This is a genomic window from Mycobacterium sp. (assembly GCF_046330795.1).
Lineage (GTDB): Bacteria > Actinomycetota > Actinomycetes > Mycobacteriales > Mycobacteriaceae > Mycobacterium.
In genome coordinates, this window is record NZ_JAXLSA010000002.1 from 764,961 (window position 1) to 782,336 (window position 17,376).

A 17,376-nucleotide genomic window follows, 5' to 3' on the forward strand; every position below is an offset into this window, starting at 1 on the left:
ACAACAGAATTGGTCGACCATCCCCGAGATGGTCCTGAGCGTCGGCGACCGCTTCGGAGATTCCGAGGCGGTCGTCGACGGTTCACTGCGATTGACCTTCGCCCAGCTGGTGGACCGAGTCCGTTGCGCCGCAGGTGCTTTCGCGGAATTGGGGGTGGACCGGGGCGACCGGGTCGCCATCTGGGCGCCCAACTCCGCGGAATGGATGATCGCCGCCTTCGGCCTGCTGACCGCCGGCGGAGTGGTGGTTCCGGTCAACACCCGGTTCAAGCCGGACGAGGCCGCCGACGTCATCACCCGCAGCGGCGCAAAGGCCGTCCTGGTCCAGGAGGGCTTCCTCGGCCTGGACTATTCGACACCGCCCGGGGTCACCGGTATCGACCTGAAATCCGACTTCCTGCAGTCCGGTTCGCCCTTCGAACGGCGGGTCTCCGGCGATGATGTCGCCGACATCATCTACACGTCCGGCACCACTGGCCGCCCGAAGGGCGTCATGACCGGACATCGGCAGAACCTGCGGCTGTACGCCGAATGGTGCGATCTGGCCGACCTGCGACAAGGCGACCGCTATTTGATCGTCAACCCGTTCTTCCACACCTTCGGGTACAAGGCCGGCTGTATCGCGTCGATGATCCGTGGCGCCACCGTATTGCCGATGCCGGTTCTCGAGATGGACCGGCTGGTGGACATCGTCGAGGCCGAACGCATCACGATGCTCCCGGGCCCGCCGACGCTGTACCACTCGCTGTTGGACGTCGCCCGGCGCGACGGCGCCAGGGCCCGGTTGGCCACCCTGCGCGCGGCCGTCACCGGGTCCGCGGACATTCCCGTCGAGCTGATCCGCCGCGTGCACGACGAGCTGCCGTTCGAGACCATCATGACCGGATACGGGCTGACCGAAGCCGGTACCGTGACGGCCTCGCGGCGCGGCGACTCCTTCGAGGACATCGCCACCACCGTCGGAATCGCCTGTGCCGAACAGGAACTGCGCATCGCCGAGGACGGTGAGCTGCTGGTGCGCGGATACAACGTGATGCAGGGCTACCTCGACGACCCGGATGCGACCGCCGCGGTCATCGACCCCGACGGCTGGCTGCACACCGGTGATCTGGCCACCATCGACGAGAATGCGCGGGTGCGGATCGTCGGCCGCAAGAAGGACATGTTCATCGTCGGTGGCTTCAACGCCTATCCCGCCGAGATCGAGGGCTTCCTCGTCGAGCACCCCGCGGTGGCCCAGGCCGCCGTCATCGGGACGCCCGACGAGAGGATGGGTCAGGTCGGCAAGGCGTTCGTGGTGCTCGACGACGGCGCTGCCGACCTCGCCGAGTCCGATCTGATCAGCTGGTGCAAGCAGAGAATGGCCGGTTACAAGGTGCCGCGGTCTATCGTGTTCCTCGAGGCACTGCCGTTGGGTGCCACCGGAAAAGTGATGAAGGACCGGCTCGGATGAGACTCTCCGATGTGTATCGCCACTCGATGGTCATCGCATCGGACTACCGCATCCCCGACCCGGACAAGGTCGGTCCGCTGCTGCGCCGGCGCACCGACGAGCTGATTGCGATGGGCGCACACCACGTCCTGGTGTACCGCGCGCTACGGGATCCCGGCCGCGTCCTGGTGATGATCGGTGTGCACAGCAAGGAACCCGTTGTCGAACTGCTGAGTTCGCGGGTGTTCTTCAACTGGTTCGACGCCGCCGGCGTCGAGGACATCCCGGCCGTGTTCGCCGGTGAGATCGCCGGCCGCTTCGACCACGCCGACGCCGGGGTGGAGGAGGCACCCGGGGTGCTGGTCTCCGCGTTCCTCCTGGTCGACGACATCGACTGGCTGTTGACCGAATTCCGCCAGCAGGCAAGCACATTCAAGAGTGCCGGCGTACGCAAGGTATGGGTGTTCCAGGCCTTCGACGACCCCCGCGAGGTGATGATCGTCCAGGAACTCGATACCGAGGAACACGCATGGAGCTGGACCCGGCGCCACGACGCCGCCACGGAGTGGATGGAACGCACCGGGGTGGGGGTCTACCCGTCGTTGTTCGTCGGGGAGTTCCTGGATCTGTTGCGCGTCGGCGACGCCGATCTGCCCGGGCCGCGCTGATGTACGTCTGCCTGTGTCACGGGGTCACCAGTCACGCCGTGACCCAGGCCGTCGCCGCGGGTGCGGCGACATCCAAACAGGTGGCCGAGGCGTGCTGGGCGGGCGCGGAGTGCGGTCGGTGCCGGCGCACCGTCCGGGCGATCATCGAGGCGAACGGCGGCGGTTCGTGCCGCGGCCGGGATGACTGAACCGATCAGACCGGATCGAACGCCGAGATCAGCCACCTGCCGTCGATCTTCTTCATCGTGACCACCACACTGCTGGACGTCAGCGAGGGCTCCGTGCGCTCGGCGCTGGTGGTGACCTGGTTGACGAACACGAGGACCTTGGCCTGATCCGGTTGCATCTCCGAGACCGCGGCCTGGACCACGTTGGCGGACGTGGACACCTTCTTGGTCTTGACGGCCGGACGGACCACCTGATCGGTGAACTGCGTGTAATAGGTGAGGAAGTCGCCGGTCAGATGTGACTTCGCCGCGTCGAGGTCCTTGTCGAGATTGTCCGGTGAGTACGAGAGCACCGCGATGGTCGCATCCTTGGCCTGTTGCAGGACGGCATCCGAGGCTGCCTGGCCGACGGCGCGGTCGTTGCGGTAGGTGTGGAAGTACAGCCACGCCGTCGACCCGGCCGACGCGATCAACAGGACCGCGAGCACACCCGCCACAATTCGGCCCCACCGCCGGCTGCGGACCGGCGCGGCATCGGCCTCGTTGTCGACAACATCGTCGATGTCGACAACATCGTCGGCCTCGCCATCAACGTCGGCGTCCGTCGCGGTGACATCGGTCGCGTCGGAATCATTTTCGCCGTCGGTCGCTCCGGTCTCGGCATCGGTGAGGTCCGCAGCGGCGGGCTCCCCGGGCTCTCCGGACTCGTCGATGTCCAGCTTGGTGTCTTCGGAACTCATGGCACGAACTCGACTTTCGACATCTTGGGCTGACCGTTGTCCTGCTGGAGGGTGACGCTGAGGCGCCAACCGCGGGGCGGCTGTTTGTTGGCCGCAGAGTTGGACACCTCCGAGGCCGCGGCGACCAGCACCACGGCCGAATCGTCGGTCATCGACTGCACGGCAGTGGCCTTCACGTCGGCCCTGGTGACCACCTTCGAGTCCTTCATCACGGTGAGGAAGTCGTTCTTGCTCTTCTCGAAGTCGGCGCGGAACTGGCCGGTGGTGCTGTCGAGCAAGCGCTTGATGTCGGCGTCGCCGTTGTTGAAATCCAACGACATCAGATTGATGACCCCCTGCCGGGCCGCCGCCGCGAACGCCGCCGCACGGTTCTGCCGCTGGGTGGTCTGGTGGTGCAGAACGAGCAGGATGACACTGGCCGCTACCAGTCCGCACACCAGCAGGCCGGCCAGCGCGCTCAGCGCCACGGTCACCCAGGGGAGCCGGCGACCGGCCACCGATTCGTCCGCATCTTCGGCACTCTCGAGGTCATCCGGTTCCGGGGCATCGTCGAGCGGAGCGTCGGCATCGTCGAGCGCAGCGTCGGTGTCGTCTGCGATGTCCTGCTCGGCCGCGAGGCTCGTTCGCAGCGCGGTGGCACGCTCGCGTGCGGCAACGGCCTGCGCTTCGGCCTCGGCTGCTTCCGCCTCGGCCTGCTCGGCGAGCGACAGCGCGTCGTCGGTGGAACTCATGTAGTACTCAGGCCTCGATCTCCGGACGTCAATCCCTCGCGCTGGCGCCTCGCCGTCTTACGGGGCGCACCGAGAATGACGTTACTCGTCGCGTTCGAGGATCCAGCCTATCGCATGACGAAATGGATCCAGAAATACGCATCTATCAGCGGAAATGAGGTTTCCGCAGGTTGTCCGGCCAACGCTGCGCCGGGCCTCGTGCTCGCGGAACTGCGCCGCTCGCCGAACCCGGCTCCGCCCATGCGCCGGGCCTCGTGCTCGCGGAACTGCGCCGCTCGCCGAACCCGGCTCCGCCGATGCGCCGGGCCTCGTGCTCGCGGAACTGCGCCGCTCGCCGAACCCGGCTCCGCCGATGCGCCGGGCCTCGTGCTCGCGGAACTGCGCCGCTCGCCGAACCCGGCGGTTAGCGTGTTCGGCGTGCCGCCCGCGCTCACCGACGCCGAGTTGAACGCATTGCTCGACCAGTTCCCGGTGCTGACCGGCCGGCGTCGTCGGCTCGAGGATCTGCCCGGCGGCCTGACCAACCGCAACGTCAAGGTGAGCACCGAGGACGGAAACTACGTCGCCCGCTGCGCGGACCCCGAGAACCTGCTCGGCATCGACCGGGAAGCCGAGTATCACAACAGCCGGGCCGCCGAAGCGGCCGGCGTCGGCGCACCGGTGGTCGGTTACCGGCCCGATCTGGGCATCCTGCTGGTCGGCTTCCTCGACGGCGTGACGCTGACCAACGACGACTTCGGCCGACCGGGCGTGATCGCAAGAGTGGCCGCCGGCTGCCGGGCGCTGCACCACGGCCCACGATTCCACGGGGACTTCGACATGTTCGCGCTGCAACCGCAGTATCTACGGGTGGTCCTGGACAACGGTTTCCGGCTGCCCGCCGGCTACCTGGACTTCGCCGAGTCCTTCGGGCGCATCCAGCAGGTGCTGGCGGCCGGCGGCATGGCCAGCGTGCCGTGCCACAACGACCTGCTGGCGGCCAACTTCATCGAGGACGGCGACCGGGTCTGGCTGATCGACTACGAGTACTCGGGCAACAACGATCCGAGCTTCGAGCTCGGCAACATCTGGCGCGAGTGCGGGCTGTCCGTCGACCAGCTCGCGGAACTCGTCACCGCCTACCACGGTGCGCTGTCGCGACGCGAACTGGCGCGTGCGCGGCTCCAGGGCACCGTGTCGCAGTACGGGTGGACCCTGTGGGGATGCATCCAGAATGGCTCCAGCGCAATGGATTTCGACTTCTGGAGCTGGGCGATGGAGCGCTATGAAAACGCGGTGGCCGAGTTCACCGGACCCGAGTTCGCCCAACTGCTCGACGATGCCCTGCGCGAGGACTGAAGGAGAACAACCGGTGGCCACCCTTCCCGACCGCGCCCGCGTCGTCATCGTCGGCGGCGGGGTCATCGGTACCAGCGTGGCCTACCACCTGACCAAACTGGGCTGGACCGATGTGCTGCTGATCGAACAGGGTCGGCTCTCCTCGGGCACCACCTGGCACGCCGCGGGCCTGGTCGGCCAGTTGCGGGCATCCGAGAGCGGTACGCGGCTGGTGCAGTACTCCACCCAGCTGTATGCCGAGCTGGAGACAGAGACCGGCCTGAGCGCGGGCTACAAGCAGTGCGGTGGGGTGACGGTCGCCCGGACCGAGGACCGCATGGTTCAGTTGCGCCGCACCGCGGCGAACGCGGCCGCCTACGACTTGGATTGCGAACTGCTGACCCCCGAGCAGGCCCTCGAGCGCTATCCGGTCATCCGGATCGACGACCTGGTGGGTGCGATCTGGCTGCCCGCGGACGGCAAGGCCAACCCCGCCGACCTCACCCAGGCGCTGGCCAAGGGCGCCCGGCTGCGCGGTGCCCGGATCGTCGAACGCACCCGCGTCACGGGAGTGGTCACGCACGACGGTCGCGTCACGGGCGTACGGACCGACGCGGGCGACGTCGAGGCCGAGGTCGTGGTCAACTGCGCGGGGCAGTGGGCCCTGCAGGTGGGGCTGCTGGGCGGCGTGAACGTGCCCCTGCATTCGGCCGAACACTTCTACGTGGTGACCGAGACGATCGACGGCGTGCACCCCGATCTGCCGATCCTGCGCGACCCCGACGGATACACCTACTTCAAGGAAGAGGTCGGCGGCCTGGTGGTCGGTGGCTTCGAGCCGGAGGCCAAACCATGGGTGCCCCCCGACGCCATCCCGTACCCGTTTGAATTCGCTCTCCTCGACGAGGACTGGGAGCACTTCCAGATCCTGATGGACAACGCGATGTGGCGGATCCCGGCGCTCGAGCACACCGGCATCAAGAAGTTCTACAACGGGCCGGAGAGCTTCACACCGGACAACCAATTCATCCTCGGTGAGGCGCCCGAGCTGACGAACTTCTTCGTGGCCGCCGGATTCAACTCCGTCGGCATCGCATCGGCCGGGGGAGCCGGGCGCGCACTGGCGGAATGGATCGTGGCCGGCGCACCCGGCTCGGACCTGACCGGCGTGGACATCCGACGGTTTGGCGGGTTCAACGGGAACGTCGCCTGGCTGCACGACCGGGTGGCCGAGATTCTGGGCCTCCACTACGAAATCCCCTGGCCCAACCGGGAAATGGCGACCGCCAGGCCGTTTCGGCGCTCACCGGTACATCACCTGCTGACCGCGGCCAACGCCAACTTCGGCAGCCGGATGGGTTGGGAGCGGCCCAACTTCTTCGCACCCGCCGGTGCGTCACCGCAGATCGAGTACACCTGGGGCAAGCCGAACTGGCTACCCTGGTCGGCGGCCGAGCAGACGGCGGCGCGCACCGCCGTCGCGGTGTTCGACCAAACCTCGTTCTCGAAGTACCTGATGGTGGGCGCCGACGCCGAAGCCGCGCTGCAGTGGCTGTGCACCGCCGACGTCGCCGTCGCGCCGGGGCGCACCGTGTACACCGGAATGCTCAACGCGCGCGGAACCTACGAATCCGATGTCACCGCAACGCGTCTGGCCGCCGACGAATATCTGATCGTCTCCAGTGCGGCCAGCACCGAACGCGACAAGGACCACATCCGCAGGAACATCCCCCGCGGTCTGCACGCCAGCGTGGTGGACGTGACCTCGGGGCTGGCGGTATTCGGGGTGATGGGGCCCACCTCGCGGGCCCTGCTCTCGACGCTGACCACCGCCGACCTGCGCGACGAGGCTTTCCCGTTCGCCACCAGCCGCAGCATCCCGCTGGGTCGTGCGACCGTCCGCGCCACGCGCATCACCTATGTGGGCGAATTGGGTTGGGAACTCTACGTTCCTGCGGAATTCGCTGTGGGCGTGTACGAAGACCTGATGAGTGCCGGTGTGGAATTCGATGTGGCACAAGGTGGTTACTATGCGATCGAATCGCTACGGCTGGAGAAGGGCTACCGGGCGTTCGGCCGCGAACTGACCCCGGGGGAGAACCCCGTGGAGGCCGGCCTGCTGTTCGCCTGCAAGCTCGGCACCGACATCGGATTCCTCGGGCGCGATGCCGTCGAACAGGCGCGCGCCACAGGGGTGCGCCGCCGGCTGGTCGGCTTCGCCGTGAGCTCGCCCGAGCCCATGCTGTGGGGCGGCGAGCTGATCCTGCGCGACGGTGCGCCGTGCGGCCAGGTGACTTCGGCGGCCTGGGGCGAAACCACCGGCGCCTGTGTGGGTCTGGCGTATGTGCGCGCGCCTGCGGCGATCACCGCGGACTGGATCCGCATGGGCACCTACGACGTCAACGTCGGCGGGCGGCAGTATCCGATCGAGGTATCGCTGCGGCCCCTCTACGATCCCGCCAACGCCCGCATCCGTTCCTGACCGGCGACCTACCCACGGCGAGGGTGCGTGTTGGTTCGCCGACACGCCGGTGCGGGCGGACTTCTGCGCACGTTCGCCGGGGAATTGAGCCCGTCCGCCGAGTAGGGTCGCCACTCATGAGCAACCGGTTCTGCGAGCTGGCCGGCGTGGACGTCCCGGTCATCGGCGCGCCCATGACCTTCATCGCGGGGGCGCAGCTGGCCGCCGCGGTGTCCAATGCGGGCGGCCTGGGCATCATCGAGACGACCTCTGAGCAGGGCCGCGCCGACCTGCGTCGGATCCGCGACCTCACCGACCGCCCCGTCGGCGCCAACATCTCGTTGTTCGTCGAACGCGACCCCGCGTTCGTCGACGAACTGGTGGAGCTCGGCATCCGGTTCGTCACCACCTCGGCCGGTGGTCCGCGGTTGTTCACCGGACGCCTGCGGGACGCCGGGATCACGGTCTTCCACGTGGTGGGCACCCTGGCCGCCGCACGCAAGGCCGCCGATGCCGGCGTCGACGGCCTGGTGGTGGAGGGCGTCGAGGGAGGCGGCTTCAAGAACCGGTTCGGCGCCTCGAGCATGGTGCTGCTGCCGCTGGTCGCCGAGCATGTCGACCTGCCATTGATCGCGGCCGGCGGCATCTGCGATGCCCGTACGATGGCGGCCGCGTTCGTGCTGGGCGCGGTGGGCGTGCAGATGGGTACGCGGCTGCTGGCCTGCGCCGAGTCGCCGGTGCACGACAACCTCAAACAGGCGGTCCTCGCCGCCGACGAGACCGGCACCGTGCTGTTGCCGCTGGGCGGTGGCAGCGGGGCGCGAATGATGCGGGTGATCCGCACCGCGGCCGCCGAGCAGATCGACACCGGCGGGTCGCCGGACGGTGCGGCACTGACCCGGGTCCACACGCTCTACTTCGACGGTGACATGACGGCCAGCGTGGCCAACACCGGACACGTGGCCGGTCGGATCGCCGACATCCGTCCGGCCGCGCAGATCATCGGTGAGATGTGGGCCGGTTGCCGCGAGTTGCTCACCGCGACAGTGGCTTCGATGGCTACCGTGTGATGCATGTGTACCCGTGTGGTTTATCTCGGCAACAATGATCGCGTCGTAACCGGACGTTCGATGGACTGGAAGTTCGAGATCGGCACCAACCTGTGGGTGATGCCGCGCGGGGTCGAGCGTAGCGGCGCGGCCGGTCCGAACTCCTTGCAGTGGACGTCGAAGTACGGCAGCGTCATCGCATCCGGCTATGACATCTGCTCCACCGACGGGGTCAACGAGGCCGGCCTCGCGGCGAACCTCTTGTGGTTGGCCGAATCGCAGTACCCGAAGCCGGGTGCCGACGGGCCCGGCATCTCGTTGGCGCTGTGGGCGCAGTACGTGCTCGACAGCTTCGGCAGCGTGGCCGAGGCGGTGACGGCACTGACCGCCACGCCGCTGGCGGTGCAGACCGCCGGGGTGCCGGGCCAGGACCGGCTGGCGACCCTGCACCTGTCGATGTCGGACAAGACCGGCGACAGCGCGATCGTCGAGTACATCGATGGCCAACAGGTCATCCACCACAGTCGGGACTACCAGGTGATGACCAATTCGCCGATCTTCGAGAAGCAGCTGGCCGTCGAGGAGTATTGGAAGGGGATCGGCGGCACGGTGATGCTGCCGGGCACCAACCGGGCCGCCGACCGGTTCGTCCGGGCGTCGTTCTACATCAACGCCATCCCGAAGACCGACGATCCGCTGCTCGCGGTCGCCGAGGTGCTCAGCGTGGTGCGCAATGCCTCTGTGCCGTACGGGATTTCGACCGCCGACGAGCCGAACATCTCCTCGACGCGGTGGCGCACAGTGGTGGACCACAAGAGCCTTCGGTACGTCTTCGAATCGGCATTGGCGCCCAACACCTTCTGGGTCGATCTGAAGAATTTCGACTTCACCAAGTGCAGCAAGCTCGATCTCGGTCAGGGTGAGAAAAGTGTATTCGCCGGCGACGCCAGCGGGCACTTCGCGGTGGCCGAACCATTCGACTTCATGGCCGTGCCGGACTGAACCTGCGCGAGCGAGCGTGCATAGCGGTACCCATTATTGCGGCGTGTCGCGTACCAACGCGCACGCTCGCCGAAAGAGAACGGATCAGGCCACGTAGCCGTCGGCCACCGTCAGCGCCGCATCGAGGATCTGCAGGCCCTCGGCCACCTCGGCGTCGCTGATATTGCATGGCGGGCACGCATGGATCCGGTTGTAGTTCGAAAACGGAAGCAGCCCACCGGATTTGCACGCCGCCAGCGTCGCCGCCATCGCCGGGCTGGACCCGCCGTAGGGTGCCAGCGGTGCGCGGGTCTGCGGGTTGGCCACCAGCTCGATGGCCCAGAACACGCCCAGTCCGCGGACCTCACCGACCGACGGATGCTTGTCCGCCAGCTCGCGCAGTCCGGGCCCCAGCACGTCGCGGCCGATGCGCGCGGCGTTCTCGACCATCTTCTCGTCGGTCATCGCGTTGATGGTCGCCACCGCACACGCCGTCGCCAGCGGGTGCCCGGAGTAGGTCAGCCCACCCGGATACGGCCGGTCGGCGAACGTCGCGTAGATCGCGTCGTTGATCGCCACGCCGCCCAGCGGGACGTAGCCGGAGGTGCTGCCCTTGGCGAAGGTGATCAGATCGGGAACCACGTCGAAATGCTCGATGGCGAACCATGACCCGGTCCGGCCGAAGCCGGCCATCACCTCGTCGGCGATGTACACGATCCCGTACTTGTCGCAGATCTCCCGCACACCCTTCAGGTAGCCCGGCGGGGGCGCCATGATGCCGGCGGTGCCGGGCACCGACTCCAGGATGATCGCGGCGAACGCGTCGGGGCCCTCCATCGCGATGACGGCCTCGAGATGCTCGAGCGCGCGCTGGCTCTCCTGCTCCTCGGTCTCGGCGTGGAACGCCGAGCGATACAGGAACGGGCCGTGGAAGTGCACCACGCCGCTGTCGCCGTAGTCGTTCGGCCAGCGGCGGGTGTCGCCGGTCAGGTTGATCGCCAGGTCGGTGCCCCCGTGGTAGGAGCGGTACCGTGCGAGCACCTTGCGGCGGCCGGTGTGCAGGCGCGCCATCCGGACGGCGTGCTCGACGGCGTCGGCGCCGGCATTGGTGAAGAACACGCGGTTGAGGTCCCCGGGGGTGAGCTCGGCGATCAGCCGGGCGGCTTCCGACCGGGCCGAGTTCACGTGCGCGGGGGCGATGGTGCACAGCTTGGCGGCCTGCTCGGCGATGGCGGCGACCACCTTCGGGTGCTGATGGCCGATGTTGGTATTGACCATCTGGGACGAGAAGTCCAGTAACCGGTTACCGTCGCCGTCCCACAGGTAGGAGCCCTGCGCGGCGATCACGGTCATCGGCGCGAGCTTGGCCTGGGCCGACCAGGAATGGAAGACGTGTGCCCGGTCGAGTTGGTGGGCTCGTTTGCCCTCGGCGATGGCGGCGTCGAGGTTCTGGCCGTTGGGCAGCAGTTCGGTGCCGGTCACATCGGAGACAGAAGTCATGGCGACCACCTTGCCACGCCCGGCGGGCCCAACGCTAACGAGTTGGGTGCGCGTGAGCCGCAGAAATGATCTGATCTCGGGGTACGGCGGGACGCCGAGGAGAACCGTGCAACCGAACGGAGTGGGTTGGTGTCAGAGCCCGATGATTCTGCGGTGCCGGCGGTGATCGCCCGCGGCATCCGGATGCGCGGTCCCTGGGGGCCGGTCTATGGTCCGGTCGATCTCGAGATCGAGGATGGCGGCCTGACCGTGCTGGTCTGCCCGGCCGGCTCGGGACGCACCGCGTTGTTGATGACGCTCGCCGGCCGGATGGCCCCGGTGTCGGGGGAGCTGACGGTGTTCGGGCGGCGGCGCCCCCGCGAGATCTTCGACCACGCGGCGCTGGCGGGTATCGACGATCTGGACTCCGTATCGGAGTCGGTGACGGTGCGCGACGCGATCACCGAGCAGTTGCGCTGGGACGCGTCCTGGTACCGGTTGGTGCCGCGGGCCCGGCCCGCCGACCTCGAGGCGGTATGCGCGCCGGTGTTCGGCGAACTCCCGTTGCCGCCCCTGAACGAATACGTCGAGGAACTCACCGAACTCGACCGGCTGCTGTTGCGCATCGCGCTGGCCAACACCGCGCGTCCCGAGTTGCTGGTGGTCGGCAACCTCGACTACGTCACCAGCGATGTCAACAGGGTCCTGCTGGTGGAGCGTCTCATCGAATTGGGGCGGTCCCAGACGGTGGTCACCGCCACCGTCAACGGCGTCGCGCACCCGGGAGTGCGTGCCCAACTGGCGGTTTCGAACACCGCCCGGGCCGACCTGGCCGCGACCCAGAAAGGCAGGTGAGGGCGGTGCTCGCCGGCATGTCCCTGGGAACCGATCTCAAGCGGTACTCGCGCGGAACGCTGCCGCGGGTCGCGATCATCACCGTGGTGCTGCTGCCACTGCTCTATGGAGCGATGTATCTGTGGGCATTCTGGAATCCGTTCGCCGAGGTCAACAAGGTGCCGGTGGCGTTGGTGAACGTCGACCGGGGTGCGGTTGCCGACGGGAAGCAGGTGCGCGCCGGTGACCAGGTCGCGGCGGCGCTGTTGATGTCGGGGCAGCTCGACCTGCATGAGGTGTCGGCACAGGAGGCGGCCGACGGGGTCGCCGACGGTACCTTCTACTTCTCGGTGACATTGCCGGAGGACTTCAGCGCCGACGTGGTCTCACCCTCGGGGGGCGACCCCCGACCGGCCAAGCTCCGGTTCACGTTCAACGGCGCGAACAACTACCTGGCGACGATCATTGGACAGAACGCCGCCCGCGAGGTGATCAGCCAGGTCAACGCGCGCATCGGGCAGCAGACCGTCACCACCGTGCTGACCGGACTGACCGACGCCGGCGCGGGACTGGTGAAGGCGGCCGACGGCGCCCAACAGCTGTCCGACGGCCTCGACACCGCCGACGCCGGCGCCCAGCGACTCTCGGCGGGAGCCAACCAGCTGGCTGCCGGTCTGGTGACCGCGCGGGACGGGTCGGCCCAACTGGCCGCCGGTACCCAGGAGTTGGCGAACAAGGTCGACACCACCGTTGATCCGTTGATCGACGCACTGGGCCGGGTCAGCAACCTGGGTCTGGATCCCGAGGAGGTCGGCCGCGCGGCCGAACACCTGAGCGGCGCAGTGCGTTCCACCACCGACCGGATCTCGGCGTTGAACATCAACACCGCCCAGGCCGCGACGTTCGTCGATCAGGCGGTCGCCGTCCTGCGCGACAACCCGGATCCGGCGGTGCGAGACGCCGGCGAGTTCCTGGCGGGGGCGCAGCGGCTGCTGCGCGCACAGAACATCGATCCGACCACCGACGCGGGCCTGGTGAAGCTGCGGGACAGCGCCGCCTCGTTGGAGAACGACCTCGGCAACCCCGACAGCCGGCTGCGGGTTCTGCTGACCAAGGCTCTCAATGGGGGACTGCGCGCCGACGTGGTCAAGCTGCGGGATGGGGTGAACCAGCTCAACACCGGGGCCCACCAGCTCTCGGGCGGGCTGGTGAAACTCAGCGACGGTGGCAGTGAATTGGCCCGCGGTGCAGGGCAACTGGCCGCCGGTACGCCGAAACTACGGGCCGGCGGCGCCGAACTTGCCGCCAAGCTGAAGGAAGGCTCGACCCAGGTGCCGTCCTGGACCCCGCACCAGCGCACCGCGGTGGCCAGGACCATCGCGGCGCCGGTCGAGCTGGACATGGACTACCACAACGAAGTGGCCACGTTCGGAACCGGCTTCGCGCCGTTCTTCCTGCCGCTGGCGCTGTTCATCGGAACGCTGATCGTGTGGATGTTGTTGACGCCCTTGCAGTCCCGGCCGATCGTCAACGGTCTGGGTGCGCTGCGGGTGGTCCTGGCGTCTTACTGGCCCGCGCTGCTCATCGTTTTCTGCCAGGTCGTCGTGATGTATGCGGTGGTGCACTTCGGGGTCGGCCTGCAGGCGAAATACCCATTGGCCACCGTCGGATTCCTGATCCTGGTGGCCGCCGCCTTCCTGGCACTCATCCAGATGTTCAACGCCGTGTTCGGCGTGGCCGTGGGCCGCGTCGTGACACTGGCCTTCCTGATGTTCCAACTGGTGTCGGCCGGCGGAATTTACCCCGTCGAGACCACCGCGAAGCCCTTCCAGGTGATCCACCCGTTTGATCCGATGACCTACGCGGTCAACGGTTTACGACAACTGACGGTGGGTGGCGTCGACGCACGGCTGTGGATCGCCATCGCCGTGCTGACCGGAGTTCTCGCAGGATCGCTGGCACTCAGTTCATGGGCCGCCAGACGCAATCGGCTCTACACCATGGAGCGACTACATCCGCCGATCGAGGTGTGACCAGGATCCGGCGAGCGCGCGGTTGCGTCCGTTCTGGCCGCCGGATTTCGTACGTGGCTGCACGCTCGCGACGGGGAGGACGGCGTGTACCAATTCGTCACGCGGGTCGCCCGGGCCTATCAGGGCCACGGAACTCAGAGCCGGTAGGCCTCGCGGCCCATCAGGCCGGACTCGAGATAGCCGTTGCCGGGGGCGCGCCGGCGCGCCGCGGTGATCCGTCCGCTGACCCGGGCCCAGCCGCCACGTCCGGTGGCCAGTGATTCGACGGTGGAGTTGTCTTCGGACATCGTTCTCTCCTCGGGGTTGGTCTGATGAGAGGAACGCTACGAATCGGGTGCGCCGACGGCGCGAGTAGTGCGGTACCTGTTCGGCGGGTCAGCGCACCAGCTGGTGTTCGTCGAAGAATTCGAGCAGGTACTTGCTCTCCTCGATGTCCCCGATGGTGCGCCGGGCCTTCCGGCGGGTGATCAGGATCGCTACGGCGGCCACCGCCCAGATGACGTACTGGACCGACCAGGCCAGCCGGAACGACTCGAACGAATAACCGCCCGTGGCCCCGATGATCAGTCCCATCGCCTGCATCACCAGCAGCGAGGCGATGAAGCCGCCCATGTTGACCACCCCGGTGGCCGTCCCCAGCGTGGGCCGCGGGTTGAACGTGCGGGCGAAATCGAACCCGACCATCGACCCCGGTCCACCCACCGAGATGATCACGACCAGCACCAGCAGCAGCCACAGCGGTGCGCGGGTCGGGAGCGCCAGCACCACTGCCCAGATCGCGGCATTGCTGATGATGATGCCCAGGACGACGCGGGTGCGTCGGTGCGGGTGCCGTCCGGTGAAGATGCCGATCAGGATGCCCGACGCGACCGCCGCGCCGACCGACACCGTTAGCAGCGCGCCCGCGACCGAATGCGAAAGTCCTTGCGCCTCGGTCAGATACGGCACACCCCACATCAGCGCGAAGGTGGTCACCGAGAACTGCGTACCCATGTGGGTGAAGAAGCCCAGTCGGGTCCCGGGGCGCAGCCACACGGTCTTCAGATGCGACCAGATCTCGTGCACCGCGACGGAATGCTCGGGAACCGCACGGCCGTGCGGCGTGTCCTGGATCAGGACGATCGCGAGCACCGCCGCCAGCACGCCGAAGCCGGCCGCCGACAGATAGGCGGTGCTCCAGCCGGCGCCGCCGAGCAGCGCCACGAACGGCACCGCCGACAGCACCTGACCGAATTGCCCACAGATGCCGGTCAGCTGGCTGATCAGGGGTATCCGGCGCTCGTCGAACCAGTGGGGGACCAGTCGCAGCACCGAGATGAACGTGAAGGCGTCACCGACCCCGAGCACCGCCCGGGCGGCGATGGCCATCGGCAACGACTCGCTGAACGCCAGGGTCAGCTGTCCGGCCGCCATCAGGAACCCGCCGATGACGATCATCACGCGGGAACCGAAGCGGTCGAGCAACAGGCCGGCCGGGATCTGCGCGACGGCGTACATGCTCACCTGGAGGACGACGAACGACGACAGCACCCCGGGGCTGGCGTGGAACCTGTCGGCGGCGTCCAGGCCCGAGACGCCCAGAGTGGTGCGGTCCAGGACGGCGACGACGTAGGCCAGCAGTCCGACGGACCAGACGATCCAGGGCCGCACGCCGCTCACCTCTCCACGCCCTTCCTTCCATCTGTTCAGCGTCCATGGACACGACGCCCGAGTGGACCTCGCAGCCGGCGCTGAGCAGATCCAGAGGGAAATGATGCCAGCCGGGCGCCAGCCGGCGAAACCGTAAACGATCAGACCCGGGTGCCCGCCGGGTCGCTACCGACCCGCTGGGCCAGCCACACCGGCACGACGGCGATCAGCGTCAGGGCCGCGGCGACCACGTTGATCACCGGCGCCTGGTTGGGCCGGAACAGGTTGCCGAATATCCAGATCGGCAGGGTCTGCACCGTCGGCCCGGCGGTGAACGTGGTCACGACGATCTCGTCGAAACTCAGGGCGAACGCCAGGATGGCGCCGGCCACCAGCGCCCCGCGCAGCATGGGGAAGGTGACGAACCGGAAAGTCTGCCAGGACGAGGCGCCCAGGTCGGCGGAGGCGTCCTCGAGGGTGGTCCCCAGGCGCCGGAGCCGGGCCTGAATGTTGTTGAACACGATCACGATGCAGAAAGTGGCATGTCCGATCACCACCGTCGCCAGACCGAGGGTCAGGCCGAGGGCTGACGTGAAGGTGGCGTTGAGCGCAATGCCGGTGACGATGCCCGGCAGTGTGATGGGCAGCACCACAAGGAGATTGACCGCGTTCTTGCCGAAGAAGTCGTACCGCTGCACGGCCAGCGCGGCCATGGTGCCCAGGATCAGCGCGATGCCGGTGGCCGCGAGCCCGATGACCACCGAGTTCGCCAGGGAGTGCCACATGCCCTGGCTGTGCACGGCCGCGCGCCACCATTGCCAGGTGAATCCCGTCGGCGGGAAGGCGAACGTTCTCGACGAGTTGAACGCGTTGACGATCACCAGAAGCAGTGGCGCGTAGAGGAACACGAGCACCAGCGCCACCCAGATGCGGGCGCCGCGGCGCAATCCCCGGGAGAACATCACAGACTCTCCAATGCCCCGGTGCGGCGCATGGCCAGCAGGTAGGCGACGATGGCGAACAGCGGGATCAACGACAGCGCCGCGGCCAGCGGTTGGTTGTTGGCCGTGACCAGCTGCCCGTAGATGATGTTGCCGAGCAGCTGGGTCTTACCGCCGACGATCTGCACGGCGATGTAGTCGCCGAGCGACAGCGAGAACGTGAAGATGGATCCGGCCACGACGCCCGGGAACACCATCGGGGCCAGTACCGAGCGCAGCGTGGTCCAGCTCGACGCGCCGAGATCCGCGCTGGCGTCGATCAGCGCATCGGGCACCCGGTCGAACGCGGCGAACACCGGAATCACCATGTAGGGCAACCAGAGATACGTGAGCGTCACGATGGTGGCGGCAAGTCCGTAGCCCGGTGTAAAGCCCGTTGCCCAGGACAGCGGACCCTCGGGGGAGAACATCATCCGCCACGCGTAGGCCTTCACCAGATAGCTGGCCCACAGGGGCGTGGTGACCGCGACGACGAGCGCCAGCCGGACCGCCGGGGAGGCGATCTTGGCCATGTACAGCGCGAGCGGGACGGCCAGCGCGGCGCAGATCACGGTGACGGTCAACGCGACCGCGACGGTGCGCACCGTCGCGGTCCGGAACACCGGGTCGGTCAGCACCCGCACGATGTTGTCGGTGGTGAAGCTCCGCACCACCGCGCCGGTGAAGGAATTGGTGCTCCAGAACGCCGAAACCAGCAGGACGGCAAGCGATCCCAGGTAGGCGATGACCAGCCAGGCCATCGGCGGCAGCAGCAGGACGGCCAGCCCGGTCCGGCGCTGACCCGCGCGGGTGGTCACCCCGAGCTCTCGCGAGCGTCCGCGTTCGTACGGTTACCTGCGGAGATTCGCGTACAG

The 17,376-nt window shown here is 67.7% G+C and carries 16 protein-coding genes; 9 read left to right on the plus strand and 7 right to left on the minus strand.

Annotated features, from left to right (window positions below; genetic code table 11):
- Positions 1-28 precede the first annotated feature (28 nt).
- The 3 genes from U0R18_RS10860 to U0R18_RS10870 are packed head-to-tail and all read left to right on the plus strand — an operon-like array spanning position 29 to position 2,288.
- Complete coding sequence (locus U0R18_RS10860; RefSeq protein ID WP_526368305.1) at positions 29-1,453, plus strand: FadD3 family acyl-CoA ligase; 1,425 nt, start codon at positions 29-31, stop codon at positions 1,451-1,453.
- Positions 1,450-2,100, plus strand: a complete 651-nt coding sequence (locus tag U0R18_RS10865; protein ID WP_526368168.1) for a fatty-acid--CoA ligase — start codon at positions 1,450-1,452, stop codon at positions 2,098-2,100. Before U0R18_RS10860 ends, U0R18_RS10865 begins: the two co-directional genes overlap by 4 nt.
- Positions 2,100-2,288: a (2Fe-2S)-binding protein gene (locus tag U0R18_RS10870; protein ID WP_526368169.1), complete on the plus strand. Its 189-nt coding sequence runs from the start codon at positions 2,100-2,102 to the stop codon at positions 2,286-2,288. Before U0R18_RS10865 ends, U0R18_RS10870 begins: the two co-directional genes overlap by 1 nt.
- A gap of 5 nt (positions 2,289-2,293) precedes the next feature.
- On the opposite strand, the gene U0R18_RS10875 is transcribed toward U0R18_RS10870, so the two are convergent.
- Both U0R18_RS10875 and U0R18_RS10880 read right to left on the minus strand, forming a co-directional pair.
- The gene (locus U0R18_RS10875; RefSeq protein ID WP_526368170.1) at positions 2,294-3,007 is read right to left on the minus strand and encodes an Rv1363c family protein; all 714 of its coding nucleotides are present in this window, start codon (positions 3,005-3,007) and stop codon (positions 2,294-2,296) included.
- Positions 3,004-3,738 (minus strand): Rv1363c family protein, encoded by a 735-nt coding sequence (locus tag U0R18_RS10880; protein ID WP_526368171.1) that lies wholly within the window; start codon positions 3,736-3,738, stop codon positions 3,004-3,006. Before U0R18_RS10880 ends, U0R18_RS10875 begins: the two co-directional genes overlap by 4 nt.
- A 417-nt stretch (positions 3,739-4,155) precedes the next feature.
- On the opposite strand from U0R18_RS10880, the gene U0R18_RS10885 reads away from it, so the two are divergent.
- From U0R18_RS10885 to bsh, 4 genes are all read left to right on the plus strand, one after another.
- Positions 4,156-5,076 (plus strand): phosphotransferase, encoded by a 921-nt coding sequence (locus U0R18_RS10885; RefSeq protein WP_526368172.1) that lies wholly within the window; start codon positions 4,156-4,158, stop codon positions 5,074-5,076.
- Complete coding sequence (locus U0R18_RS10890) at positions 5,057-7,537, plus strand: FAD-dependent oxidoreductase (protein ID WP_526368173.1); 2,481 nt, start codon at positions 5,057-5,059, stop codon at positions 7,535-7,537. Before U0R18_RS10885 ends, U0R18_RS10890 begins: the two co-directional genes overlap by 20 nt.
- A 116-nt stretch (positions 7,538-7,653) precedes the next feature.
- On the plus strand, positions 7,654-8,586 hold the full coding sequence (locus tag U0R18_RS10895) for an NAD(P)H-dependent flavin oxidoreductase (protein ID WP_526368174.1): 933 nt from the start codon (positions 7,654-7,656) through the stop codon (positions 8,584-8,586).
- A gap of 3 nt (positions 8,587-8,589) precedes the next feature.
- The gene (gene bsh / locus U0R18_RS10900; RefSeq protein ID WP_526368175.1) at positions 8,590-9,567 is read left to right on the plus strand and encodes a bile salt hydrolase; all 978 of its coding nucleotides are present in this window, start codon (positions 8,590-8,592) and stop codon (positions 9,565-9,567) included.
- Between the two features lie 84 nt (positions 9,568-9,651).
- On the opposite strand, the gene U0R18_RS10905 is transcribed toward bsh, so the two are convergent.
- Positions 9,652-11,046, minus strand: coding sequence for an aminotransferase family protein (locus U0R18_RS10905; protein ID WP_526368176.1), 1,395 nt, complete (start codon positions 11,044-11,046; stop codon positions 9,652-9,654).
- 183 nt (positions 11,047-11,229) lie between these two features.
- Here U0R18_RS10905 and U0R18_RS10910 point away from each other — a divergent pair, with 183 nt between their 5' ends.
- Positions 11,230-11,880, plus strand: a complete 651-nt coding sequence (locus U0R18_RS10910) for an ATP-binding cassette domain-containing protein (protein ID WP_526368306.1) — start codon at positions 11,230-11,232, stop codon at positions 11,878-11,880.
- 17 nt (positions 11,881-11,897) lie between these two features.
- Positions 11,898-13,892 (plus strand): YhgE/Pip family protein, encoded by a 1,995-nt coding sequence (locus tag U0R18_RS10915; protein ID WP_526368307.1) that lies wholly within the window; start codon positions 11,898-11,900, stop codon positions 13,890-13,892.
- A 134-nt stretch (positions 13,893-14,026) separates the two neighbouring features.
- On the opposite strand, the gene U0R18_RS10920 is transcribed toward U0R18_RS10915, so the two are convergent.
- The 4 genes from U0R18_RS10920 to U0R18_RS10935 form a co-directional block, all read right to left on the minus strand.
- The gene (locus tag U0R18_RS10920; protein ID WP_526368177.1) at positions 14,027-14,179 is read right to left on the minus strand and encodes a hypothetical protein; all 153 of its coding nucleotides are present in this window, start codon (positions 14,177-14,179) and stop codon (positions 14,027-14,029) included.
- A gap of 88 nt (positions 14,180-14,267) precedes the next feature.
- Positions 14,268-15,542, minus strand: coding sequence for an MFS transporter (locus tag U0R18_RS10925; RefSeq protein WP_526368178.1), 1,275 nt, complete (start codon positions 15,540-15,542; stop codon positions 14,268-14,270).
- Positions 15,543-15,682: 140 nt separating this feature from the next.
- Complete coding sequence (locus U0R18_RS10930) at positions 15,683-16,483, minus strand: ABC transporter permease (RefSeq protein ID WP_526368179.1); 801 nt, start codon at positions 16,481-16,483, stop codon at positions 15,683-15,685.
- Positions 16,483-17,262, minus strand: a complete 780-nt coding sequence (locus U0R18_RS10935; RefSeq protein ID WP_526368308.1) for an ABC transporter permease — start codon at positions 17,260-17,262, stop codon at positions 16,483-16,485. Before U0R18_RS10935 ends, U0R18_RS10930 begins: the two co-directional genes overlap by 1 nt.
- Positions 17,263-17,376 lie beyond the last annotated feature (114 nt).

Excerpts from the sequence above, each read along its gene's own strand:
- U0R18_RS10860 (WP_526368305.1), top strand. The coding sequence starts at position 29 with ATGGTCCTGAGCGTCGGCGACCGCTTCGGAGATTCCGAGGCGGTCGTC.
- U0R18_RS10865 (WP_526368168.1), top strand. The coding sequence starts at position 1,450 with ATGAGACTCTCCGATGTGTATCGCCACTCGATGGTCATCGCATCGGAC.
- U0R18_RS10870 (WP_526368169.1), top strand. The coding sequence starts at position 2,100 with ATGTACGTCTGCCTGTGTCACGGGGTCACCAGTCACGCCGTGACCCAG.
- U0R18_RS10875 (WP_526368170.1), bottom strand. The coding sequence starts at position 3,007 with ATGAGTTCCGAAGACACCAAGCTGGACATCGACGAGTCCGGAGAGCCC.
- U0R18_RS10880 (WP_526368171.1), bottom strand. The coding sequence starts at position 3,738 with ATGAGTTCCACCGACGACGCGCTGTCGCTCGCCGAGCAGGCCGAGGCG.
- U0R18_RS10890 (WP_526368173.1), top strand. The coding sequence starts at position 5,057 with ATGCCCTGCGCGAGGACTGAAGGAGAACAACCGGTGGCCACCCTTCCC.
- U0R18_RS10895 (WP_526368174.1), top strand. The coding sequence starts at position 7,654 with ATGAGCAACCGGTTCTGCGAGCTGGCCGGCGTGGACGTCCCGGTCATC.
- bsh (WP_526368175.1), top strand. The coding sequence starts at position 8,590 with ATGTGTACCCGTGTGGTTTATCTCGGCAACAATGATCGCGTCGTAACC.
- U0R18_RS10905 (WP_526368176.1), bottom strand. The coding sequence starts at position 11,046 with ATGACTTCTGTCTCCGATGTGACCGGCACCGAACTGCTGCCCAACGGC.
- U0R18_RS10910 (WP_526368306.1), top strand. The coding sequence starts at position 11,230 with ATGCGCGGTCCCTGGGGGCCGGTCTATGGTCCGGTCGATCTCGAGATC.
- U0R18_RS10915 (WP_526368307.1), top strand. The coding sequence starts at position 11,898 with ATGTCCCTGGGAACCGATCTCAAGCGGTACTCGCGCGGAACGCTGCCG.
- U0R18_RS10920 (WP_526368177.1), bottom strand. The coding sequence starts at position 14,179 with ATGTCCGAAGACAACTCCACCGTCGAATCACTGGCCACCGGACGTGGC.
- U0R18_RS10930 (WP_526368179.1), bottom strand. The coding sequence starts at position 16,483 with ATGTTCTCCCGGGGATTGCGCCGCGGCGCCCGCATCTGGGTGGCGCTG.
- U0R18_RS10935 (WP_526368308.1), bottom strand. The coding sequence starts at position 17,262 with ATGGCCTGGCTGGTCATCGCCTACCTGGGATCGCTTGCCGTCCTGCTG.